This window comes from Pseudomonas sp. On1, assembly GCF_033783325.1.
In genome coordinates, this window is the sequence record NZ_JAWPOA010000002.1 from 132,078 (window position 1) to 155,238 (window position 23,161).

General features: G+C 64.4%; 18 protein-coding genes. 8 read left to right on the forward strand and 10 right to left on the reverse strand.

Annotated elements, in window-relative coordinates; all coding sequences use genetic code 11:
* Positions 1–80: 80 nt before the first annotated feature.
* Positions 81–1,229 (forward strand): pyridoxal phosphate-dependent aminotransferase, encoded by a 1,149-nt coding sequence (locus R5C80_RS02885; protein ID WP_023630728.1) that lies wholly within the window; start codon positions 81–83, stop codon positions 1,227–1,229.
* Positions 1,217–2,008, forward strand: coding sequence for an amidohydrolase (locus tag R5C80_RS02890; protein ID WP_263160164.1), 792 nt, complete (start codon positions 1,217–1,219; stop codon positions 2,006–2,008). The genes R5C80_RS02885 and R5C80_RS02890 overlap by 13 nt, the downstream gene beginning before the upstream one ends.
* 56 nt (positions 2,009–2,064) lie before the next feature.
* Here R5C80_RS02890 and R5C80_RS02895 read toward each other — a convergent pair whose 3' ends face one another.
* Together R5C80_RS02895 and R5C80_RS02900 are read right to left on the reverse strand one after the other, a co-directional pair.
* Positions 2,065–4,620, reverse strand: coding sequence for a sulfite reductase flavoprotein subunit alpha (locus R5C80_RS02895; RefSeq protein WP_319049780.1), 2,556 nt, complete (start codon positions 4,618–4,620; stop codon positions 2,065–2,067).
* Between the two features lie 103 nt (positions 4,621–4,723).
* On the reverse strand, positions 4,724–7,003 hold the full coding sequence (locus R5C80_RS02900) for a TonB-dependent receptor (RefSeq protein ID WP_104444935.1): 2,280 nt from the start codon (positions 7,001–7,003) through the stop codon (positions 4,724–4,726).
* A gap of 231 nt (positions 7,004–7,234) precedes the next feature.
* On the opposite strand from R5C80_RS02900, the gene R5C80_RS02905 reads away from it, so the two are divergent.
* Both R5C80_RS02905 and R5C80_RS02910 read left to right on the forward strand, forming a co-directional pair.
* Complete coding sequence (locus tag R5C80_RS02905) at positions 7,235–7,915, forward strand: Fe2+-dependent dioxygenase (protein ID WP_023632550.1); 681 nt, start codon at positions 7,235–7,237, stop codon at positions 7,913–7,915.
* 3 nt (positions 7,916–7,918) lie between these two features.
* Positions 7,919–8,668 carry a tetratricopeptide repeat protein gene (locus R5C80_RS02910; RefSeq protein ID WP_038706763.1) on the forward strand — a complete coding sequence of 250 codons (750 nt, stop codon included), beginning with the start codon at positions 7,919–7,921 and terminating at the stop codon, positions 8,666–8,668.
* A 114-nt stretch (positions 8,669–8,782) separates the two neighbouring features.
* Here the strand turns inward: R5C80_RS02910 and R5C80_RS02915 are convergent, their stop codons facing one another.
* Complete coding sequence (locus R5C80_RS02915; protein ID WP_025337787.1) at positions 8,783–9,946, reverse strand: type III PLP-dependent enzyme; 1,164 nt, start codon at positions 9,944–9,946, stop codon at positions 8,783–8,785.
* 653 nt (positions 9,947–10,599) lie between these two features.
* Here R5C80_RS02915 and R5C80_RS02920 point away from each other — a divergent pair.
* The 3 genes from R5C80_RS02920 (at position 10,600) to R5C80_RS02930 (ending at position 14,594) form a co-directional block, all read left to right on the forward strand.
* Positions 10,600–11,088: an RNA polymerase sigma factor gene (locus R5C80_RS02920; protein WP_038706762.1), complete on the forward strand. Its 489-nt coding sequence runs from the start codon at positions 10,600–10,602 to the stop codon at positions 11,086–11,088.
* A gap of 17 nt (positions 11,089–11,105) precedes the next feature.
* Positions 11,106–12,068: a FecR family protein gene (locus tag R5C80_RS02925; RefSeq protein ID WP_313047909.1), complete on the forward strand. Its 963-nt coding sequence runs from the start codon at positions 11,106–11,108 to the stop codon at positions 12,066–12,068.
* Positions 12,069–12,176: 108 nt separating this feature from the next.
* Positions 12,177–14,594: a TonB-dependent siderophore receptor gene (locus tag R5C80_RS02930; protein WP_160290935.1), complete on the forward strand. Its 2,418-nt coding sequence runs from the start codon at positions 12,177–12,179 to the stop codon at positions 14,592–14,594.
* Between the two features lie 40 nt (positions 14,595–14,634).
* Here R5C80_RS02930 and R5C80_RS02935 read toward each other — a convergent pair whose 3' ends face one another.
* The 4 genes from R5C80_RS02935 to R5C80_RS02950 are packed head-to-tail and all read right to left on the reverse strand — an operon-like array spanning position 14,635 to position 18,077.
* Positions 14,635–15,792, reverse strand: a complete 1,158-nt coding sequence (locus R5C80_RS02935; protein ID WP_023630616.1) for a betaine/proline/choline family ABC transporter ATP-binding protein — start codon at positions 15,790–15,792, stop codon at positions 14,635–14,637.
* A complete protein-coding gene (locus tag R5C80_RS02940) occupies positions 15,789–16,442 on the reverse strand; it encodes an ABC transporter permease (RefSeq protein ID WP_023630617.1) in 654 nt (217 codons plus the stop codon). Before R5C80_RS02940 ends, R5C80_RS02935 begins: the two co-directional genes overlap by 4 nt.
* Positions 16,439–17,350, reverse strand: coding sequence for a glycine betaine ABC transporter substrate-binding protein (locus tag R5C80_RS02945; RefSeq protein ID WP_313047906.1), 912 nt, complete (start codon positions 17,348–17,350; stop codon positions 16,439–16,441). The genes R5C80_RS02940 and R5C80_RS02945 overlap by 4 nt, the downstream gene beginning before the upstream one ends.
* A 13-nt stretch (positions 17,351–17,363) precedes the next feature.
* Positions 17,364–18,077 (reverse strand): ABC transporter permease, encoded by a 714-nt coding sequence (locus R5C80_RS02950; RefSeq protein ID WP_110699920.1) that lies wholly within the window; start codon positions 18,075–18,077, stop codon positions 17,364–17,366.
* A 481-nt stretch (positions 18,078–18,558) separates the two neighbouring features.
* Here R5C80_RS02950 and R5C80_RS02955 point away from each other — a divergent pair, with 481 nt between their 5' ends.
* Positions 18,559–20,142, forward strand: a complete 1,584-nt coding sequence (locus R5C80_RS02955) for a peptide chain release factor 3 (protein WP_023629783.1) — start codon at positions 18,559–18,561, stop codon at positions 20,140–20,142.
* A 103-nt stretch (positions 20,143–20,245) separates the two neighbouring features.
* Here R5C80_RS02955 and R5C80_RS02960 read toward each other — a convergent pair whose 3' ends face one another.
* The 3 genes from R5C80_RS02960 to R5C80_RS02970 are packed head-to-tail and all read right to left on the reverse strand — an operon-like array spanning position 20,246 to position 23,159.
* The gene (locus R5C80_RS02960; RefSeq protein WP_313047902.1) at positions 20,246–21,325 is read right to left on the reverse strand and encodes a polyamine ABC transporter substrate-binding protein; all 1,080 of its coding nucleotides are present in this window, start codon (positions 21,323–21,325) and stop codon (positions 20,246–20,248) included.
* A 52-nt stretch (positions 21,326–21,377) separates the two neighbouring features.
* Entirely contained in the window at positions 21,378–21,719 is a 342-nt protein-coding gene (locus R5C80_RS02965; RefSeq protein WP_023629781.1) for a cupin domain-containing protein, read from the reverse strand.
* 33 nt (positions 21,720–21,752) lie between these two features.
* A complete protein-coding gene (locus tag R5C80_RS02970; RefSeq protein ID WP_313047901.1) occupies positions 21,753–23,159 on the reverse strand; it encodes an FAD-dependent oxidoreductase in 1,407 nt (468 codons plus the stop codon).
* Positions 23,160–23,161: the final 2 nt, after the last annotated feature.

Genomic DNA, 23,161 nt, shown 5'->3' on the forward strand with positions numbered 1-23,161 from the left:
TTCAACCTTTTTCCTGACCGCTCGTTCCGCTATGCTCGGATCCACCCCCGTGCCGGACAAACCCCAGGAAAGAGGGCTCCATGATCCGCAGCAAACTGCCGAACGTCGGCACGACCATCTTCACCACCATGTCGCAACTGGCCATGCAGACCGGTGCGCTCAATCTGTCTCAGGGCTTCCCTGACTTCAACGGCCCCCAGGCCCTGCTCGATGCCGTTGGCCGCCACGTGGCCGCCGGGCATAACCAGTATTCGCCGATGACTGGCCTGCCAGCCCTGCGCCAGCAGGTTGCGGCCAAGATCGCCCGGCTGTATGGCGTGGCAGTGGATGCCGACCAGGAAGTGACCATCACCCCCGGCGCCACCGAGGCGATCTTCTGCGCGATCCAGGCGGTGATCCACCCCGGTGACGAGGTGATCGTCTTCGACCCCAGCTACGACAGCTACGAGCCGTCGGTGGAACTGGCCGGTGGCCGCTGCGTGCATGTGCCGCTGCGCGACGGCAGCTTCAGCATCGACTGGCAGAAGTTCAGCGATGCGTTGAGCCCGCGCACGCGCATGGTCATCCTCAATTCGCCGCACAACCCCAGCGGCGCGTTGATCAACCGCGACGACCTGGACCAGCTGGCCGCGTTGATCGGCAACCGCGATATCTACCTGGTCAGCGACGAAGTCTACGAGCACCTGATCTACGACGGTGTGCGCCACGCCAGCGTGCTGGCCCACGCGCAGTTGTACAGCAAAGCCTTCGTCATCAGCTCGTTCGGCAAGACCTACCATGTCACCGGCTGGAAAACCGGCTACGTGGTCGCGCCACCGGCCCTCAGCGCCGAATTGCGCAAGGTGCACCAGTACGTCAACTTCTGCGGCGTCACGCCCTTGCAGTGCGCGTTGGCCGACTTCATGGCCGAGCACCCTGAGCACATCGACGAACTGCCGGCCTTCTACCAGGCCAAGCGCGACCTGTTCTGCGATTTACTGCAGGCCTCGCGTTTCACCTTCACCCGCACCCCGGGCACCTATTTCCAACTGGTGGACTATTCGCAGATTCGCCCCGACCTGAACGATGTCGACATGGCGCTGTGGCTGACCCGTGAGCATGGCGTGGCCAGCATCCCGGTGTCGGTGTTCTACCAGCAACCCATCCCCGAGCAACGCCTGGTACGCCTGTGCTTTGCCAAACGCGAGGAGACGCTGCGCCAGGCAGCGGAAAGACTATGCGCGATTTGAGCCAACTGCCGAACCTGAAAATCGCCCTGGTGCAGACCACCCTGGCCTGGCACGACCGCGAGGCGAACTACGCGCACTTCGAGGAACTGATCACCCAGGCCGGTGAGGTGGACCTGGTGGTCCTGCCGGAAATGTTCACCACCGGGTTTTCGATGGAGTCCGAAAGCCTGGCCGAGCCGGAAAACGGCCCGACCTACAAATGGCTCAAGACCCAGGCGAAGAAAGCCAGCGCGGTGATCACCGGCAGCGTGATCATCCAGGCCGCCGACGGCAGCCACCGCAACCGCCTCCTGTGGGCGCGGCCCGATGGCGAGATCCTGCACTACGACAAGCGCCACCTGTTCCGCATGGCCGGCGAGCACAAGCACTACACCCCGGGCGAGCGCCAGGTGCAGTTCGAACTCAAGGGCTGGCGGATTCGCCCGCTGATCTGCTACGACCTGCGTTTCCCGGTGTGGAGCCGCGATGCCCAGGACACCGACCTGCTGCTGTACACCGCCAACTGGCCGGCGGCGCGGCGCACCCATTGGAACCGGCTGCTGCCGGCACGGGGCATCGAGAACCTGTGCTTCGTGGCAGCGGTGAACCGGGTCGGCACCGATGGCAAGGGCTTCGCCTACTCCGGCGACAGCCAGGTGCTGGACTTCCAGGGTGAGAGCCTGCTCAGCGCGGGCGAGGCCGACGGGGTGTTCACCGTGGTGCTGCGGGCGGCGGAGCTGGCCGCGTATCGGGCGCGGTTCCCGGCCAACATGGATGCCGATACCTTCGAATTGCATTGACCCCATCGCAGGGCAAGTCGGGACGGCGCCCCGACTTGCCCTGATGCTTTATTCAGTCAGTACACATCCCGCCGATAGCGCCCATCCTCGATCAGCTGCTGCACCCGCACCTCACCAAGCATGCCCTGCAGCGCTGCATCAACGCCGGCAGCCATGCCGTGCAAACTGCCGCAGACATACACGCAAGCACCGTCATCGACCCAGCGCTTGAACTCGGCGGCCTGCTGCAACAGCACGTCCTGCACGTAGATCTTCTCTGCCTGGTCCCGTGAGAAAGCCAGGTCCAGCCGTTGCAGGTCGCCGCTTGCCACCCAGCCTTGCAGTTCCTCACCGCACAGCAGGTCGTGCGCCTGGTTTCGCTCACCGAACAGCAGCCAGTTGCGCTGCTCGCCCGCCGCGATGCGCGCCTTGAGCAGGCTGCGCAGGCCAGCCAGGCCGGTGCCGTTACCGATCAGCACCAGGGGGACCGATTCGCCGGGCAGGTGGAAGCCGCTGTTGCGACGCAGGCGTGCGCTGACGCTGCCATCGAGTGGCAGGTACTCGGTCAGCCAGCCGGAACCCAGGCCCAGGCTGCCATCGGTGTGACGCTCCTGGCGCACGATCAGCTCCAGCGCGCCGTCGCTGGCGATGGATGCAATCGAGTATTCGCGGGCGGCCAGCGGGATCAGGGCATCGACCAGCGCCTGGGCATGCAGGCCCACCAGGTGTTCGCGGCCGACCGGTAGCTGGCGGCTGGCCAGGGCCTGCGCCAGGCTTTCCTGCAGGCCGTCGAGTTGCACCGGGCAACGAGGGTCGAGGCCCAGGCCTGCCAGGAAGGCATCGACACGGGGCTGGCCATTGCGCGGCAGGATCTCGATCAGGTCGCCTGCTTCCCAGGTTGCGGGCATTTGCGCCTGCAGGCCCAGCAGGTAGACCGGCGCGCCCTGGCTGCCCGGGTTGAGCAGTTCACGGCGCAGCAGGCGCCAGTTGCCGAAGCTCGGTGGTTGCCAGGCAGCGACCGGAAGAGTGCCGGTCAGTTGCGTCAGTTCCTGTTGCCACAGCGCAAGCGCGGCAGGGTCGGCATTGTCCACTTCCACCGGGCTGAAGGCGCAGGTGGCGCCGCGCTCGCCGAGCCAGGCCTGGAGGCGGCGGGCGAAGCCGCAGAAGTGCGGGTACTGGCGGTCACCCAGGGCGAGCAGGGCGTAGTCCAGGTGCTCCAGCGCCCACGGCTGGCCGAGGACCTTGCGCTCGAAGCCGCGGGCACTGTCCGGGGCTTCACCGTCGCCGAAAGTGCTGACCACGAACAGTGCGCGGTTGGCATTGCGTAATTGGGCTTCGCCCAGCTCGGCCAGCGGACAGACCTGCACCGGCAAGCCGGCAGCTTGTAGCTGGCCGGCGCTCTGCCAGGCCAGCTGTTCGGCGAAACCACTCTGGCTGGCGAAACCGATCAGCCAGCTGTCGCCGGCGTTGCCCTGATCACCCACCGCGCCACGGGCGGCGCGTACCTCGCGTTTCTTGCGGCGGCGGTCGAGGTACAGCAACCAGCCGGTGACGAAGAACAGCGGCATGGTCAGGCTGGCGAGGGTGACGATGATGCGCCCGGGCAGGCCGAAGTACTCGCCGACGTGCAGGGCATAGACGCTTTGCAGCAGTTGCGCCTTGAACGACTTGTCGGCATAGCGTTCGTGACGCTTGACCTGACCGCTGGCCGGGTCGAGGGTCAGGGTGTTGAAGGCCCGCTCGTGCTCGGCGCCCCGCAGCAGGTAGAACAGTGTCGCGGGCTGGCTGCCGGCCGGTGGCAGGCGCAGGTTGTAGGTGGCCAGGTCCGGGCCTGCAGCTGCCTTGAGGTTGGCCCAGATGGCGTCATAGTCCACCACCCGAGGCGGGGCGTTCTTGTCCACTTTGGGCGGGCCATGACGACCGCCACGGCCTTCGCCGCGTTTCTGCTCGCCCGCCGCAGGCTGGTCGGCCAGCAGGCGGTTGAGGCCCGCGCGGTACCACTCGTAGGACCAGAACAGCCCGGTCAGGGCGAACAGCAGGTAGAACAGCAGGCACCAAGTGCCGAACACCGCGTGCAGGTCCCAGTTGAAGGCGCGGCCTTTCTTTGCCCAGTCGAGGGTCAGCCAGGTCCGCCAGTTCAGGGCCTTGCGCGGCCAGCGCAGGTACAGCCCGGAGAGGCAGAAGAAGATCAGCATCAGGGTGCAGGCGCCGGTGATCTGCCGGCCGGTGTCGCCCATGGCCAGGAACCGGTGCAGGTTGAGCATGAGGTTGAAAAAGCCAAGGCCTGCGACTTCACCCTTGAGCTCGCCGGTGTACGGGTCGGCATAGCGAAGCGCGCCACGGCGCTCGCCGGGGGCCGGGGTGAAGAAGATCCGCGCCGCGTTGCCGTCGCGGGTATCGACCCAGAGCATGGAGATCTGGTCGCCTTGCGCGGCCTCGACCCGACGCACCAGCTCGGCCGGCGGCAGCACGCCTTCCTGGCGTACCTCGACCTTGAGCACCTCGGCGTTGAGCGCGCGCAGCAGTTCTTCCTGGAATGACCAGATCGCGCCGGTGATGCCCATCAGCGCCAGAACCAGGCCGGCGGTGATGCCAAGCAACCAGTGCAATTGGAACAGCGTCTTCTTCACCACATCGATCACCTTGGTCTTGCCGCCAGCAACTGCGCGGCGTGCATTATGCCTTGATACGCAAAAGCCCCGTTCAATCGATTGAACGGGGCCTGGGGTGCGGCTTTTAGAAGTGGACGCTGGTGGTCAGCAATGCCGTTCGTCCCGCTGCCTGGTTGGCGAAGTGGGTGGAGAACGCCTTGTCGTAGTACACCTCGTTGGTGAGGTTCTGCACGTTCAACTGCAGGTCGATGTTCTTGGTCAGCTTGTAGGCCGCCATGGCGTCGTAGCGCACGTAGCTGTCGACCATGGTGGTGTTGGCCACGCTGCCGTAGACGTCGTCGACATAGAAGGCGCCGCCACCGACTGTCAACTTGGGCGTCAGCTGGTAGGTGGTCCACAGGCTGGCGCTGTTGTTCGGCGTGTTGGGCAGCTGGTTGCCGTCGTTGGCCTTGCCCAGCGGGCCACCGTCGATCTGGCGGGCCTGCATGTAGGTGTAGCCGGCGAACACCTGCCACTTGTCGGTCAGCTTGCCGCTGGCCGACAGCTCGATGCCTTGCACGCGGGTTTCACCGACGTTCTCGTAGGTGTTGGTGTTGACCTGGACCCGGGCGTTTTCCTTCTCGGTGCGGAACAGCGCCGCTGCCAGGGACAGGCGCTGGTCGAGCAGGTCCCACTTGGTGCCGAGCTCGTAGTTGGTGGTTTCTTCCGGCTCCATGTCACTGCCCAGCAGGTTGCCGGAGCGGTCGGTGGTGTTGCCCAGCGGGTTGCCTTCGGTACCTTCGCCGAGCATGGCGCCAGGCGGCGTGGCCGAGGTGGCATAGGACACATAGATGCTGCCGTTGTCGGCTGGCTTCCACACCAGGCCCAGCTGGCCGGTGATGAACTCGCTGGTGTCCTGGCCCTTGGCGGGCACGCCCTTGGCGCTCACCGCGGTGCTGCCGTCGGCATTGTAGCCACGGTAGTCGGTGTCGAAGTGGTCATAGCGCAGGCCCATGTTGAGCAGCCACTGCGGGGTCAGCTCCAGGGTGTCGAACACGTAGAGTGCGCGGGTCTTGCTGCTGGTCTTGGTGCCGGCGTAGTTGCGCGCGACGGTGCCGACCCAGGCATCGTCCGGGTTCGGGTTGTCCAGCGAGGTGCAGCTGCCGCCGCTGCCCGGCCCGGTGCAGGTGAGCTTGCTGTTGGGGGTGACAGTGTAGCTCTGGCGGTCGGACTCTTCCTTGGTGAACTCGACGCCGGTGGAGAAGCTGTTCTTCAGGCCGCCCAGGTAGAACTCGCCGAACAGGTCGGTCTGGTTGGTGGTGGTGGCGGTGTTGCCCACACGGGTGTTGGCGCGACGCCAGACGCCGTTGTTGTTGACGTTGCCGGCGCTGTCGTCAGGCTGGGTCAGCACATAGTCCTGCATGCTGTTGCCGTGGCGCAGGGTGTTCTTGATGGTCAGCGTGTCGGACAGGTCGTGCTCGATGGCGAAGGTCGCGATATCGACACGGGTCTTGCGGAAGTCGCGGCCGGTCAAGCCGTAGAAGTTGTCGCTGTCGCCGCCGTCCACCGGTTTGTCCGGATGGGCAGAGGTGCGTGCGGTGCTGCCAGCCCGTGGCACGCTGTAGGGGATGCCCGAATCCGGCAGGTCGTCGCTTTCCAGGTGGTAGTAGTCGAGATTGACGCGGGTCGGCGTGCCCAGGCCGAACGCCAGCGACGGGGCGATGCCCCAGCGGTCGTAGTTGACCTTGTCGCGGCCGGCGACGTTGCTCTCGTGGGTCATCAGGTTCAGGCGCCCGGCGACGCTGTCGCTGAACTGGTAGTTGCCGTCGAAGGTGTAACGCTGGGTCTGGTCGCTGCCCCAGGTCCAGGCGCCGTCCAGCGAGTTGCCCAGGTGCGCGCGCTTGCTCACCAGGTTGATGGTGCCGCCGGCTGCACCGCGGCCACCAATGGCCGAGTTCGGCCCCTTGGCCACTTCGACAGACTCGATGGCGAAGATTTCGCGGGTCTGGGCGCCGGTGTCACGCACGCCGTCCAGGTAGGTGTCGCCCTGGGCGTCGAAGCCGCGGATGAAGGGGCGATCGCCCTGCGGGTTGCCGCCTTCGCCGGCGCCGAAAGTGATCCCGGGCACAGTGCGCAGGGCGTCCTGCAGGGACATGGCGTTGGTGTCCTTGATCACCTGCTGGGGAATTACCGTGATCGAGCGCGGCGTGTCCACCAATGGCGCGGTGTACTTCTGCGACGAGGCCTTGTCGACCCTGTACTCGGTGCTTGCCTGTTCGGCCTTGCCATTGACGCTGGTGGCGTCGAGGGTGATGGCGTTGCTGGCGGCCGGGTCGGCGGCATATGCCGAGGTGGCGGTGATCGCCATGCCGATGGCGGAGGCGAGCAGACGTGGTGAACTCACAGCAGATGGCACGTGACGCATTGTTGTAGACCTTCCCCAAGGTATGAAGGCCGCGGATGTTAATGTAAGCGAATGTAAGGAACAATTGAGAAGCGTTACCATTCGCCGGGAATTTACATTCTTTACAATTTGGCCTTACGGTTTTAACGGTCTCGTGCGTCTTGCCCTGGTGAAAGGGGGGTGAAAGGGGCTTGTGGTGAGTAAAAGGTAATCAATATCATTGACGCCCCTATCGCTCTCGGTGCCGTCGCCATGCTGCTTCACATCCCAGGCCTGTTCGAGGCCGATGAAATCCTGCGCATTCGCGAGGCCCTGGAGCAGGCCGACTGGGCCGATGGCAAGATCACCGCCGGATACCAGTCGGCCAAGGCCAAGCACAACCTGCAGTTGCCCGAGGGCCATGCGCTGGCCAAGGAAATCGGCAGTGCGTTGATCGAGCGGCTGTGGCGCAACCCGTTGTTCATGTCCGCGGCGCTGCCGCACAAGGTGTACCCGCCGCTGATCAACTGCTATCGCGAGGGCGGCAGCTTCGACTTCCATATCGACAATGCCCTGCGCCAGCCCAAGGGCAGCCCGGAGCGCGTGCGTACCGACCTGTCCTCGACGCTGTTTCTCAGCGACCCGGACAGCTACGACGGCGGCGAACTGGTGATCCAGGACACCTACGGCGTGCGCCAGGTCAAGCTGGCCGCCGGCGACCTGGTGCTGTACCCCGGCACCAGCCTGCACAAGGTCAACCCGGTCACCCGCGGGGCGCGCTATGCGGCGTTCTTCTGGACCCAGAGCCTGGTGCGCGAGGACAGCCAGCGCACCTTGCTGTTCGAGATGGACAATGCCATCCGCCATCTCGGCGCCGATGTGCCGGAGCACCCGTCGCTGCTGCAACTGACGGGCACCTACCACAACCTGCTGCGCCGCTGGGCCGAGGTCTGAGCCGTGTCTTATCAATTGCGCCGTGAGGAAGTGGTGGATGTCGCCGGGCTGAAGGCGATGCTCGAGCACAGCCCGGGGCAGGCCGCGCAGGCGATCCTCACGGCGGCAGGGCAGGGGGCGGTCGAGGCGCAGCTGTTGCTCGGGCAGATCCTGCTCGATGGGCGCGGTATCGAAGAGGATGCCACCGTGGCCCGCCGTTGGTTCGCCATTGCCGCCCAGGGCGGCAGCGCCATGGCCCACAACATGCTTGGCCGTTGCCTCGAGCACGGCTGGGGGGGCGAGGTGGATCTCGCCCAGGCAGCCATTCACTATGCCCGGGCGGCCGACGCCGGGCTGGACTGGGGGATGTACAACCTGGCCAACCTGTTGGCCACCGGTCGTGGGGTGGCGGCCAACCAGTCCCAGGCGTTGATGTGCTACGAGAAAGCCGCGCAGTTGGGGCATGCCAAGTCGATGAACCTGTATGGGCGGTATCTGGAGCAGGGCATTGCCACCGCCGCGAGCCCGGTGCGGGCCATGCGCTGGTACCGGCGTTCTGCCGAGGCGGGGGATTTCCGCGGGATGTTCAGCCTGGCGCTGGTGCTGGTCGAGCGGGGGCAGATAGCCGAGGCCGGGCCTTGGCTGGACCGGGCCAGGGTCGAGGGCAACCTGAATTTCCTGCGCAGTGCGCTGGCGACGTTGCAGGGGGCGGGGCCGGTCTTGATGGCTTTTGCGGCGCGTTATGCCGAAGAGATCGAACAGCGTGGTACTTGAGTATGTCTGTTCCGGTCATATCGTGGGGCAAGCCCGCTTCCACGGGTATTCACGACGGGCGTGGGCTTGCCCCGCGATAGAATTGAAAACGGGGCCTTGCGGCCCCGTTGTGCATTACAGGTAGTAAGCCTTCAGCGGCGGGAAACCGTTGAACTCCACCGCGCTGTAGCTGGTGGTGTAGGCACCGGTGGACAGCCAGTACAGGCGGTCGCCGATGGCCAGGTTCAGCGGCAGGCCATACTTGTAGTTCTCGTACATGATGTCGGCGCTGTCGCAGGTCGGGCCGGCGATCACCACTTCCTCGGCCTCGCCTTTCTTCTCGGTCCAGATCGGGAACTTGATCGCCTCGTCCATGGTTTCGATCAGGCCGGAGAACTTGCCCACGTCGGTGTAGATCCAGCGCTCGACGGCAGTGCGCGACTTGCGTGCCACCAGCACCACTTCACTGACCAGGATGCCGGCGTTGGCGATCAGCGAACGGCCAGGCTCGAGGATGATTTCCGGCAGGTCGTCGCCGAAGTCTTCCTTGAGGAAGCGGATGATCTCCTCGGCGTAGGTCTCGAGGCTGTTGGTGCGGGTGATGTAGTTGGCCGGGAAGCCGCCGCCCATGTTGATCAGCTTCAGCTCGATGCCGTCTTCTTCCTTCAGGCGCTCGAAAATCACCTTGACCTTGGCGATGGCCGCGTCCCACACGCTGATATCGCGCTGTTGCGAGCCGACGTGGAAGGAGATGCCGTAAGGCACCAGGCCCAGGTCGCGGGCGAGGATCAGCAGGTCCATGGCCATGTCGGTCTGGCAGCCGAACTTGCGCGATAGTGGCCAGTCGGCGGTGGTGGAGCCTTCGGTAAGAATACGCACATAGACTTTCGAGCCCGGCGCGGCCTTGGCGATGTTGCGCAGGTCGGCCTCGGAATCGGTGGCGTACAGGCGCACGCCTTTCTCGTAGAAGTAGCGGATGTCCTTGGACTTCTTGATGGTATTGCCGTAGCTGATACGGTCCGCGCTGACGCCGCGGCCGAGCACCTTGTCCAGTTCATAGATCGAGGCGATGTCGAAGCTCGAGCCCTTTTCCTTCAGCAGGTCGATGATCTCGACCGCAGGGTTGGCCTTGACCGCGTAGTAGACCTTGGCGAATTCGAACCCGGCGCGCAGGTCGTCATAGGCCTGGCTGATCATCTGGGTATCGATGAGAACGAACGGGGTTTCCTGCTTGTCGGCGAACGCCTTCATTTTCTGGAAGGTGTCACGCGCAAAGTAGTCTTCGACCTGGATCGACATGCTCAGGGGCTCCATGGGCAAACTGAAAAGATAAGTGGCAGCAACTGAACGTCCTCCGTATCCCCACTTTGGTTCGCCTACTTCCCAAGGCATGTCGCCGAAAGCAAAAAGGTCAGTCGTGCCGGAAAAGGCGGATGACCTTGCTGTCTCGTCGTCAGTACTTGAGCCGGATGGATCGTTTCCAGCATGGACGTTCGGCGCGCACTTTAGGACGTGAAAACGGCAATATCAACAGGCAATCCCGGGGTGCTCGTCGCCTGTCGCGGAGCTGCCGCTGTGATAACCGACTGATGTGCGCCCGGTAGGTTCCTGAAAAGGCCACCAGCGTAAAAAATTGTGGAATAGGTGGCGATCTGGCCGCGATCGGCTGACAGCTTCATTCTTTGCATGATGGCTCTGGTTTCGCTGCGAAAGGGCGGAGGAAACCCTGGGTGACCGTTTGTCGGGGTTTGAGACAGAGCGGCGAATGGTTACGGAGTGTTCAAATTTATGGCCACATGCTCAGCCCGGTTTTTACCGCAAAATTAGCCATAAATTTTTTGTTACGCAGAGCCCGTCGTGGCCATTGGTCGTGCAAGGGACATGTCGATTGCCGTCCTTGATGAGAAACATTACTATTCGCGACCTCATCTGCCTCCCTGACGACCCCGACCGTGTCCGGACCCAAAGGCTTCCTCGACCATTACCAAGAGCTGATCGGCACCTGGACGCGCAAACTGCGCAGTCGACAGCAGGCCGAGGACCTCACCCACGATGCTTTTGTCCGGGTGCTGGAAAACCCGCGCGAGCAGGTCGAACAGCCACGCGCCTATCTGCACCAGACCGCCCGTAACATCGCCGTCGACGGCTTTCGCCGCGAGGACCGGCGCCAGGCCCTGGAGCTTGAGACCTTCGCAGGGGGCATGGCCGCAGGGGACGACCCGGAAGCGTATGTACATGCCCTGGAACTGGCCGACAGCGTCGAGCGTGCGCTGGCCGAGCTGCCGCTGAATTGCCGCAGGGTGTTCATCTGGCAGAAGCTCGAAGGCCTGACCCAGGCCGAAATTGCCGAGCGCATGGGTTTGACCAAGAACATGGTCGAAAAGTATATGATCCGCACGCTCCGACATCTGCGTGAGCACCTGGATGTGTCGGCCAGATGAGTCAGGAGACCCCTTCGATGAAACAGCACGCGCCCGATCCCGTGGGCGAGCAGGCGGCCAGCTGGTTCGCCCGCGCCCAGGACGCGCCGCACGACAATGCCGTGCAGGCGGCGTTGCAGGCGTGGCTGGCGCAGCACCCCTCAAATCGGCAAGAGTACGAGCGCGTGGCGCAACTGTGGCGCGCCGCCGACTTCATTCCGCGTCAACGCCTCGAAGCGCTGTGCCAGCCCGAGCCGGTACGTCAGTTGCTGCGCCGCCGCCTGCTGCGCCAGGCATTGGCGGCCGGCGTGGCGGTGGTCGCGCTGGGGCTGGGCTGGACAGGTTGGCAGTATCAACAGCTCAACCATAAGGACACGTTGACTACGGCCCTGGGCGAGCGGCGTCAGGTCGAACTGCCGGACGGTTCACGGCTGGAGCTCAACAGTGCCACCCAGGTGCAGGTGATGTTCTCTGCGGGGCAGCGCCATGTGCGCCTGGGCGCGGGCGAGGCGATGTTCATCGTCGCCCATGACAGCGATCGTCCCTTCGTGGTGAGCACTGCCCAGGGCGATGTCACCGTCACCGGCACCCGCTTCGATGTACGCCAGGATCCGAACAGCACCCGCGTGGCGGTGGAGCAAGGTTCGGTGAAGGTACAGGGCGCGGGCGAGTCGCTGGCGCTGCTCACTGCGGGCCAGGGTTCGCATATCGATGCCCAGGGCAAGGTCGCCGCGCCCTATGCCATCGATGCCAACGCGGTGACCGCCTGGCGCCAGGGCAAGCTGGTATTCGACAACGCGCCGCTGAGCGATGTCGTGGCGGAAGTCTCGCGCTACCGTGCCCGGCCACTGCATGTGGCGCCCGGCAAGGCCGCCGCGCTGCGCCTGTCGAGCACCTTCAGCACTGACGACCCGGACGCCCTGTTGCGGGCCTTGCCGAGCATCCTGCCGGTGCGGGTGAAGACCCTTGCGGACGGCTCCAGCGAAATTGTTCTGAAATAGATTCAGGTTTTTTTCCGTTCGTTCGTCTTCCCCGCCAGCTGCAACTGCCAAGCATTTCCATTTGCGTGCGGTTGGCGTTTATCCCGACTCTCAGGACCCATCGAAGACGTGAACAACAATAATTCCCTTCTCCAGCTGCGCCGCCTGGCGCTGGCCCTGGCGGTCAGCGCCGCCGCCGGCAACAGCTACGCCGACAACATCCAGATCCAGGCCCAGCCATTGGCGGGCGCGCTCAAGCAATTGGGCCAGCAGACCAACCTGCAACTGTTCTTCAGTCCCGAGCTGGTGGATGGCAAGCAGGCCCCGGCGGTGTCCGGCAACCTGGCGCCGGAGCAGGCCCTGCAGCAACTGCTGCAAGGCAGCGGGCTGACCTTTGAGCAGTCCGCCGACACCGTGGTGGTCAAGCCGGCGCAGGCCGCTGGCACCCTGACCACCGGTAGCCTGGAGCTGGCGCCCACCGATATCAAGGTGGTCGGGGACTGGCTGGGCGACGCCGAGCAGAGCGTGGTGCAGAATCACCCGGGCGCGCGCACCGTGGTACGCCGTGAAGCGATGGTGGAGAAGGGCACGATGAACGTGCGTGACGCCCTGCGCGGTATCCCGGGCGTGCAGGTGCAGGATTCCAACGGCACCGGTGGCAGCGACCTGTCGCTGAATGTCGGCGTGCGTGGCCTGACGTCGCGCCTGTCGCCGCGTTCGACGGTGTTGATCGATGGCATCCCGGCAGCCTTCGCCCCCTACGGTCAACCACAGTTGTCGATGGCGCCGATCTCCTCGGGCAACCTCGACAGCATCGATGTGGTTCGTGGTGCAGGCTCGGTGCGCTATGGCCCGCAGAACGTCGGTGGGGTGATCAACTTCGTCACCCGGGCGATCCCCGAGAAGGCCAGCGGCGAGCTGTCCACCACCCTCGAGACTTCGCGCGATGGCGGCTGGAAGCACACCGAATCGGCCTTCGTCGGCGGCACCGCCGACAACGGCATGGGCGTGGCGTTGCTGTATACCGGCGTGAATGGCGATGGCTATCGCGAAAGCAACAACGACAACGATATCGACGACGTGATGCTCAAGACCCACTGGGCACCGACCGATGTCGACGAGTTCTGGCTCAATTTCCACTACTACGATGGCCGTGCCGACATGCCGGGCGGCCTGACCCAGGCCCAGTACGATCACAACCCGTACCAGTCGGTGCGCGACTACGACTACTTCAGCGGCCGGCGCAAGGACGTGTCGTTCAAGTGGCAGCGGCAGATCGACGATGCCACCCAGTTCGAGGTGCTGACTTACTACACCGACAGCTTCCGTGGCAGCGCCATCGCCGCCCGCGACCAGAAGACCCTGTCGTCGTATCCGCGCAACTACCACACCTTCGCCATCGAGCCACGCCTGTCGCGGATCTTCTTCGTCGGCCCGACCACCCAGGAAGTCAGCGTCGGGTATCGCTACCTGAAGGAAGCGATGCGCGAGCAGTCCACCCGCCTGGCGCTGGTCGACAACGTGCCGACCGTGACACCGACCTCCGACGGCCATGTGTTCCAGGACCGCAGCGGTGGCACCGAGGCCAGCGCCTACTACATCGACGACAAGATCGACGTCGGCAACTGGACCATCACCCCGGGTATCCGCTTCGAGCACATCAACACCGACTGGCGCGACCGACCGGTGCTGGACGCCAACTACCGCCCGGTGCTGGAGAAGAACCGCAGCATCACCAGCAACGAACCGCTGCCGGCACTTAGCGTGATGTACCACATGTCCGATGCCTGGAAGCTGTTCGCCAACTACGAGACCTCGTTCGGCAGCCTGCAGTACTTCCAGCTGGGCCAGGGCGGCGCCGGCGACAGCACGGCAAATGGCCTGGAGCCGGAGAAGGCGAAGACCTACGAAATTGGCACGCGCTATGACAATGGCAACTGGGCCGGTGAGCTGACAGCCTTCTACATCGACTTCGACGATGAGCTGCAGTACATCAGCAACGATGTCGGCTGGACCAACCTCGGGGCGACCAAGCACCAGGGTATCGAGGCCTCGGCGCGCTACGACCTGTCCGGCCTGGACCCACGACTGCAGGGGCTGTCGCTGAATGCCGGGTACACCTACACCCGTGCCACCTACGAGGGTGAGATCCCCAGCTTCAAGGGCCGTGACCTGCCGTTCTACTCGCGCCAGGTGGCCACCGCCGGTGTGCGCTACGAGGTCAACCGCTGGACCTGGAACCTGGATGCCTACGCCCAGTCGAAGCAGCGCGCGCCGGGCACCGGGATGAACGCCAATGGCAGTTTCAACGGCAACTACATCACCGAGCCAAGCGCCGACGGGCAGTATGGCGATATTCCGGGCTACGTCACCTGGCATGCCCGGGGGGGCTATGCGTTCGGGCCGCAGCTGTCGAACCTGAAGCTGGCCGCCGGGGTGAAGAACCTGTTCGACAAGCAGTATTTCACCCGCTCCAGCGACAACAACGCGGGGATCTATGTGGGTGAGCCGCGCACGTTCTATGTGCAGGCCAGTGTAGGGTTCTGATCCAAGATTGCCGGGGCGCAAAGCGCCCCCCGGCTTTCTATCAGGAGGTCACTGCCTCGGCCGGCGACACGATCGAGGTCTTCGCTCCGCGCGAGCGCCCAGAACTCAGGTACGCGGCAATCGACTCCTGCGTCACCTCGCCCAGGAACACCTGCTCGGCATCCAGCACCGGCAACCACGCCCGGTTGAACTCGTACATGCGCGACAGCAGGATGCGCAGGTGCTCATCGTGCGCCGCCGTGGCATTGAACGGACGCAGGAAATCCCCGCACGTGCCCTGCTGGCGGTGCATGTCGCGCCGGCGCACATAGCCCAGCGCGCGATTTTGCGCATCGGTCACCACCACATAACGGCGGTCATGCTCGTCCAGCAGCTCCAGCGCGTCGCCCACCGGTGTTTCCGGACTCAGCGACGGCGCGTTGTCCGCCGCATCCTCGGCGCGCACCAGCAGCAGGCGCTTGAGCGTGCTGTCCTGGCCGACGAAGTTGCTGACGAAATCGTCCACCGGGTGCGCCAGCAGGGTGTCCGGGTGATCCAGCTGCAACAGCTTGCCAGCGCGGAAGATGGCGATCTTGTCGCCCAGCTTGATGGCTTCGTCGATGTCATGGCTGACCATGATCACCGTCTTGTTCAGGGCCCGCTGCATCTCGAAGAACTCGTTCTGGATCATCTCGCGGTTGATCGGGTCGACCGCGCCGAACGGTTCGTCCATCAGCAGCACCGGGGCCTCGGCGGCCAGGGCGCGGATCACGCCGATGCGTTGTTGCTGGCCGCCGGACAGTTCACGCGGGTAGCGTTGCAGGTACTGCTTGGGCTCGAGCTTGATCATGTGCATCAGCTCGCGGGCGCGGTCATGGCATTTCTGCTTGTCCCAGCCGAGCAGGCGCGGCACCACGGTGATGTTCTCCTCGATGGTCATGTTGGGGAACAGGCCGATCTGCTGGATCACGTAGCCGATACGCCGGCGCAGCGTCACCTCGTCCAGGCCGGTGGTGTCCTCGCCATTGATGAACACTTGCCCGGAGGTCGGGGTAATCAGGCGGTTGATCATCTTCAGCGTGGTGCTCTTGCCGCAGCCGGAGGGGCCGAGGAACACGCAGATTTCGCCTTCGTTGACGGTGAGGCTTACCGAGTCGACGGCTTTGACGTCCTTGCCGTTGACGTTGAAGGTCTTGCTGAGGTTCTTCAGTTCGATCATGAGCGCAGTCCTTCTGGAGTCAGGGCACGTTGCAGGGCTTGCAGGAGCAGGTCGGCGATGATCGCCAGCAGGCTGACCAGCACCGCGCCGACCAGCAGCATCGACATGTCGCTGCGGCTGATGGAGGTGAGAATGAGCACGCCCAGGCCGCCGGCACCGATGGTCGCGGCGATGGTCATCACGCCGATGTTCATCACCACGGCGGTGCGCACACCGGCGAGGATCACCGGCACGGCGATGGGCAGCTCGACCATGCGCAGGCGCTGGCCGAAGGTCATGCCGATACCGCGGGCGGCTTCACGAATACCGGGCTCGACGTTGGTCAGGGCCAGGTAGGTGTTGCGCAGGATCGGCAGCAGTGAATAAAGGAACACCGCGGTGATTGCCGGCAGCGGCCCCAGGCCCTGGCCGAATTTCGAGTAGAACGGCAGCAGCAGGCCGAACAGGGCGATGGAGGGGATGGTCAGCAGCACCGTGGCGCTGGCCTGCAGGGGGCCGGCGAACACCGGGAAGCGGGTCATCAGGATGCCCAGCGGCACGCCGACAAGGATCGCCAGGCTTACCGCGATGCCGACCAGCATGATGTGCTGCCAGGTCAGTTGCAGGACCTGTGCCCAGTCGAGGTGGGCGAAGGTGTCGAGCAGGTTCATGGCTGTACCTCGCGGAGTGGGTGCTCACGCAGGAATGCGGCGGCTACCACCGTCGGGCTCTGGTGCTCGACATCGACCTTGGCGTTGAGCTGGCGCATGGTCTCGTCGTCCAGCTGTTGAGCCAGCGGTTTGAGCAGGGTGGCCAGCTGAGGGTGGGCGTCTAGGACGGCTTGGCGCAGTACCGGGGCGGCGGTGTAGTCGGGGAAGTAGTGCTTGTCGTCTTCCAGCAGCTTGAGGTCGAACGCGCTCAAGCGCCCGTCGGTGGTGTAGACCAGCCCGGCGAATACCTGATTGTTGCGCATGGCGGTGTACACCAGGCCGCCGTCCATCTGGCGGATGTTGCGCCGGTCCAGCGGCAGCTCGTACAGCTCGCGCAGGCCGACCAGGCCATCCGGGCGGTTGGCGAACTCGGTGTCCAGTGCCACCAGGTGGTTGCGGTCGGGTTCGTCACGCAGCACCTGGTTGAGGTCGCTGATCGAGTTGATCTGCGGATAGGCCTCGGCGACTGCCTTTGGCAGGCCCAGGGCGTAGGTGTTGCTGAACTTCGACGGAGTCAGCCAGACCAGGCCCTTCTTCGCGTCGAGTTCTTTCACTCGCGCATAGGTGGCTGCGGCGTCGGGCATGCGCTCGTCGATATGGTTGTACGAGACCAGCGATACGCCGGTGTATTCCCACATCAGGTCGAGCTGGCCGGTTTCCTGGGCCTGGCGGGCGATATTGCTGCCCAGGCCGGTGGTCACCCGCACATCGAAGCCGTTGGCGCGCAGATACTGGGCGGTGATCTCGGCGAGCACGGTCTGTTCGGTGAACACCCGGGCGCCGATGCGGATCTGTGGTTTTTCCGCTGCCTGGGCAACGCCTGCGCAAAGCAGGGCCGCGCCCAGGAACAAGGCGATGGTTTTCTTCATGCTTTGCCTCTTGTTATTGGGCCAGGCCACGTTCCAGCCAGCGCTTGCTGGAGAAACTCACCAACGCATCGAGCGCCAGGGCCAGCAGCGCCGTGCAGGCGGCGCCGAGCAGCAGCTGCGGCTGGTTGTTCAGGGCGATGCCGGGGAAGATCAGGCTGCCCAGACTGTTGGCGCCGATCAGGAACGCCAGGGGCGCGGTGCCCACGTTCAAGGCCAGGGCCACGCGCACGCCGCCGACGATGATCGGCACGGCATTGGGTAGCTCGACCTGCCATAACTGCTGGCGCGCGGTCATGCCGATGCCGGTGGCGGCTTCCTTGAGCGAGGCGGGGACGTTTTTCAGGCCCTCGTAGGTGTTGCGCACGATGGGCAGGAGGGAGGCGAGGAACAGTGCGAAGATCGCAGGACCTGCGCCGATGCCCAGGATACTCAGGGCAATGGCCAGGACGGCCAGGGGAGGAATGGTGTTGCCAACGTTGAACAGCTGCATGAAGCGCTCGGCCTTGTCGACCCGGTGCGGTCGACTCAAGGCAATGCCGGCGGGGATGCCCACGGCCAGCGCCGCCGCCATCGAAGCCAGCACCAGGACCAGGTGCGCTTGCAGGTAGAACCCAAGATCGTCGCGGTAGCGGGCGATCGTGTCGATGCCGATCCAGTGGACCAGCAGGGCCAGGATGACGAGCACGGCGGCCCATCCCAACAGCCCTTTTCCGTAGCGTGCAGCCACAGGCGGACTCCTTTTTTATAGTCGGCGATCACACCCCCGTGCGGCCGGCCATTCCTGGCGGCGGGCAGCGTGGTCGCGAGTAGCAGCCCGATGCGCGGCATCAGGCCATGAGCCGAACCCCGTCGGGCTCGTGAAGCAGGTGAAACCAGCCCTGAACCGAAGCGGGTTGCAGGGGAGTGGACGTCTCCGTGGGCGTAAAGGTTCCCATCTGGGGCGGCATTTGGCCAGTGTTAATCACTGGGCTCTAGGAATTTTTACGCGAAAAAAAAGCGCGGATATTACGTGGAGGCGTTGAAGTACCTGCTATCGAGGCGTTTGCCGACGCGACGTTGGATGGCCCTGGGCTAGGCGATGTATGCGTGGCTGTCGTGATTCCTCGAATGCCATGTTCGGGCCGCCTTTCGTATCTTCGGTTTTGGCCCGCGCCCCGACTTCAGGTATGATATCGCCCCTTTTTGAATCCCCAGTCAGGCGATTTCCCATGACCAACCAGGCCGCCGAAGTCGCGAAGCGCCGCACTTTCGCAATCATTTCCCACCCCGACGCCGGTAAGACCACCATCACCGAGAAGCTCCTGCTGATGGGCAAGGCCATTGCCGTCGCCGGTACCGTGAAGTCGCGCAAGTCCGACCGCCACGCCACCTCCGACTGGATGGAAATGGAGAAACAGCGCGGCATCTCCATCACCACCTCGGTGATGCAGTTCCCCTACCGCGAGCACATGATCAACCTGCTCGACACCCCCGGCCACGAAGACTTCTCGGAAGACACCTACCGCACCCTGACCGCGGTGGACTCGGCGCTGATGGTGCTCGACGGCGGTAAAGGCGTCGAGCCGCGCACTATTGCCCTGATGGATGTGTGCCGCCTGCGCGACACGCCGATCGTCAGCTTCATCAACAAACTCGACCGTGACATCCGCGACCCGATCGAACTGCTCGACGAAATCGAGGCGGTGCTGAAGATCAAGGCCGCGCCGATCACCTGGCCGATCGGTTGCTACCGCGACTTCAAGGGCGTGTATCACCTGGCCGGCGACTACATCATCGTCTACACCCCGGGGCATGGCCACGAGCGCACCGAGGCGAAGATCATCGAGAAGCTCGACTCCGATGAAGCCCGCGCTCACCTGGGTGACGAGTACGACCGCTTCCTCGAACAACTCGAGCTGGTGCAGGGCGCCTGCCACGAGTTCGACCAGGACGCGTTCATCAACGGCCAGCTGACCCCGGTGTTTTTCGGGACCGCATTGGGCAACTTCGGTGTCGACCATGTGCTCGACGCGGTTGTCGACTGGGCGCCGCGCCCACTGGCCCGTGTCGCCCACGAGCGCACCGTGGAACCGGTGGAAGAGAAATTCACCGGCTTCGTGTTCAAGATCCAGGCGAACATGGACCCGAAACACCGTGACCGTATCGCCTTCATGCGCATCTGCTCGGGCAAGTACGAGAAGGGCATGAAGATGCGCCACGTGCGTACTGGCAAGGACGTGCGCATCGGCGATGCCCTGACCTTCTTCTCCTCCGAGCGCGAGCAGCTGGAAGAGGCCTATGCCGGCGACATCATCGGCCTGCACAACCACGGCACCATCCAGATCGGCGACACCTTCACCGAAGGCGAGGCGCTGGGCTTCACCGGCATCCCGCACTTCGCCCCTGAGCTGTTCCGCCGCGTGCGCCTGAAGGACCCGCTGAAATCCAAGCAGCTGCGCCAGGGCCTGCAGCAGCTGGCCGAAGAGGGCGCGACACAGGTGTTCTTCCCCGAGCGCAGCAACGACATCATCCTCGGCGCGGTCGGTGTGCTGCAGTTCGACGTGGTCGCCAGCCGCCTGAAGGAAGAGTACAAGGTCGAGTGCGCCTATGAGCCGATCACCGTCTGGTCGGCGCGCTGGATCAGCTGCGACGACAAGAAGAAGCTCGAGGAATTCCAGAACAAGGCGGTGGAGAACCTGGCCATCGACGGCGGTGGTCACCTGACCTACCTGGCCCCGACCCGGGTCAACCTGGCGCTGATGGAAGAGCGCTGGCCGGATGTGAAATTCCGCGCGACTCGCGAGCACCACTAAGAGCAGCTGCAAGCTTCAAGCTGCGAGCGTCAAGAAGAGGCGGGCCCGGAAAGGCCCGCCTTTTTCTTGTCGCTTGCAGCTTCAAGCTTGTAACTGACGTATGTCAGTTGCCGGCTTTTATGCTGGTCCAGATCCGCGTCCTGATGCGGTCGATCTTCGCCGGCATTGCTTCCAGCGCATACAACTTGCCCATCACGTCGTCACTCGGGTAGATCATCGTGTTGCCCTTCAGCGCCGGGTCCACCAGCGCATCCGCCTGCTGGTTGCCATTGGCGTACTGCACGAAGTTGCTGATGTTGGCCATCACTTCCGGCTGCAACAGGTAGTTCATGTACGCATACCCGGCCTTCTCGTCAGGTGCATCGGCCGGCATGGCCACCATGTCGAACCACATCGGCGCGCCTTCCTTCGGGATCGAGTAGCCCACCTTCACCCCGTTCTTGGCCTCCTCGGCACGGTTCTTCGCCTGCAGCACGTCGCCTGAGAAACCCACCACCAGGCACACGTCGCCATTGGCCAGGTCGCCGGTGTACTTCGAGGAATGGAAGTAGCTGATATACGGGCGCACCTGCATCAGCAACGCCTTGGCCTTGTCGTAGTCCGCCGGGTTCTGGCTGTGGTGGGGCAGGCCCAGGTAGTGCAGGGCGATCGGCAGCAGCTCGGGGCCGTTGTCCAGCACCGCCACGCCGCAGCTCTTGAGCTTGGCGAGGTATTCGGGCTTGAAGAACAGGTCCCACGAATCGATGGGCGCATTGTCGCCGAGCACCGCCTTGACCTTGTCGATGTTGTAGCCAATGCCGGTGCTGCCCCACAGGTACGGGAAGCCGTACTGGTTGCCCGGGTCGTTGACCTCCAGGGCCTTGAGCAGCACCGGGTTGAGGTTCTTCCAGTTGGGCAGTTGCGACTTGTCCAGCTGCTTCAGGGCCTTGCCCTGGATCTGCCGGGCCATGAAGTGGTTGGAGGGGAACACCACGTCGTAGCCGGAGTTGCCGGTCATCAGCTTGCCGTCGAGGGTCTCATTGCTGTCGAACACATCGTAGGTGGGATTGATGCCGGTGGTTTGCTGGAAGTGCTTCAGGGTGTCCGGGGCGATATAGCTCGACCAGTTATAGATCTTCACCGAGTCGGCGGCACTGGCCACGCAGGCGGCCAGCATCAGGGGAGCGAGAAGGAGAGTGCGCATGTCGGGGTTACCTTGCTTTGTCTGTTGTTATCGAAGGCAGGCGATCAGCGGATCAGAAAATGAGGACGTAGGTCTTGCGCACGGTCTCCTGGATATCCCAGGTGCCGAGGCTGTTGGCCGGTAGCATCAGTGCGTCTCCGGCTTCTATGACCAGGGGCTCGCCACCGTCGGGGGTGAAGGTGCAGCGGCCCTTGATGAAATGGCAGAACTCCTGCTGCACGATCTGCCGCCGCCAGCGCCCCGGGGTGCATTCCCAGATACCGGTCTCGACGCCGTCGTTGCGTTCGACGCAGGTGACCGAAGTCACTGCGACCGGCTCGCCGAGGGGCATGGCGACCGGGGTGCTGCTGTCCAGGATGGCGCTGTCGGTGTGCTTGAACTGGGTGATGCTCATGACCAGTGGATCCTGTGTGGTGGTGAGGGGAAGTCAGTGCATGAAGCCTTCCATGAAGTCGGCCAGCCCACTGGCCAGGCGTCGCCGCCAGGGCGCGCTGGCGGGGTTGGCGAGGGTCCGGTCCTCGTGGACGAAACTCTGGATGATCGCGTTGTAGCCCAGCCAGCGGCACGGCTCGGGTGGCCAGCTGGCCAGGCTCGACAGCGGGCGGTTGTCGTGCACCCAGGGCTGCGCGGTCAGTTCGTTGTGCTGACCGAGGATCAGCGCGGCCAGGGTGCGTCCACCTAGGTTGGTGGCGCCGACACCCTCGCCGCCATAACCGCCGGCCAGGGCGATGCCGCGCTGGCGGTCGCAGAGCATGTGGGGGCGGAAACGCCGGGCCATGCCGAGGTTGCCGCCCCAGGAGTGGGTGATGCGTACGTGCTTGAGCTGTGGGAACAGTTCGCCGAACAGGTAGCGGCGCAGCTCCACCTCGTCGGTGGTCAGGGTGAAATCCTCGCGCAGACGGCCTCCGAAGCGATAGCCGCCGCGGGCACCGAACACCAGGCGGTTGTCGGCGCTGCGCTGGCCATAGGTGACCTGGCGGCTGTTTTCGCTGAAGGCCTGGCCCTGGCCCAGGCCGATCTGCTCCCAGGTCGACTCCGGCAGCGGCTCGGTGGCCACCAGCAGGCTCTGTACCGGCAGCTGGTGCCGCCCGAGCGGTGGCAGGCTGGCGGCGTAGCCTTCCACGGCCGGCACCACCCATTGGCTGCGGATGCGTGCCAACGGGGTGCGCACTTCGCCGGTCTGCCAGTCTATGGCTGGGGTGTTCTCGTAGATCGGCACGCCCATGGCCTCGACCGTCCGTGCCAGGCCACGCACTAGCCTCGCCGGTTGAATGGTGGCGACGTGCGGGCTGTAGAGGGCGCCGTAGGGGTTGCTTACCTTCAGCTGGGCATCCAGCTGTTCCGGACGAAGCCAGCGGTAGTCGTCTTCATTCATGCCCTGGCGGTAGAGGTCGTCGAGCCAGGCGCGCAGGTTGCGTTCCTGTTCCGGGTAGCGGGCGGCGCAGTAGAGCACGCCGCCTTTGCGGTAGTCGCAGGCGATGCCTTCGCGCAGCAGCACGTCGTGGACTTCGTCGGGGATGCCGTGCAGCAGGTCGATGCTTTCACGCCGTTGCTGCGGCGAGAGCGTGGCCAGCAGGCGGTCCTCGCCCAGCAGGTTGCCCATCAGCCAGCCGCCATTGCGTCCGGAGGCGCCGAAGCCGGCGATGTTGGCCTCGATCACCGCGATGTTCAGCTGCGGCGCCTGGCGCTTGAGGTAGTAGGCGGTCCACAGTCCGGTATAGCCGGCGCCGATGATGCACACGTCGAGGTCCAGGTCCTGGCGCAGGGCCGGGCGCGCGCACAACGGCTCGTCGAGCTGGTCCATCCACAGGCTGATCGTGCGCAGGGGTTGCATCG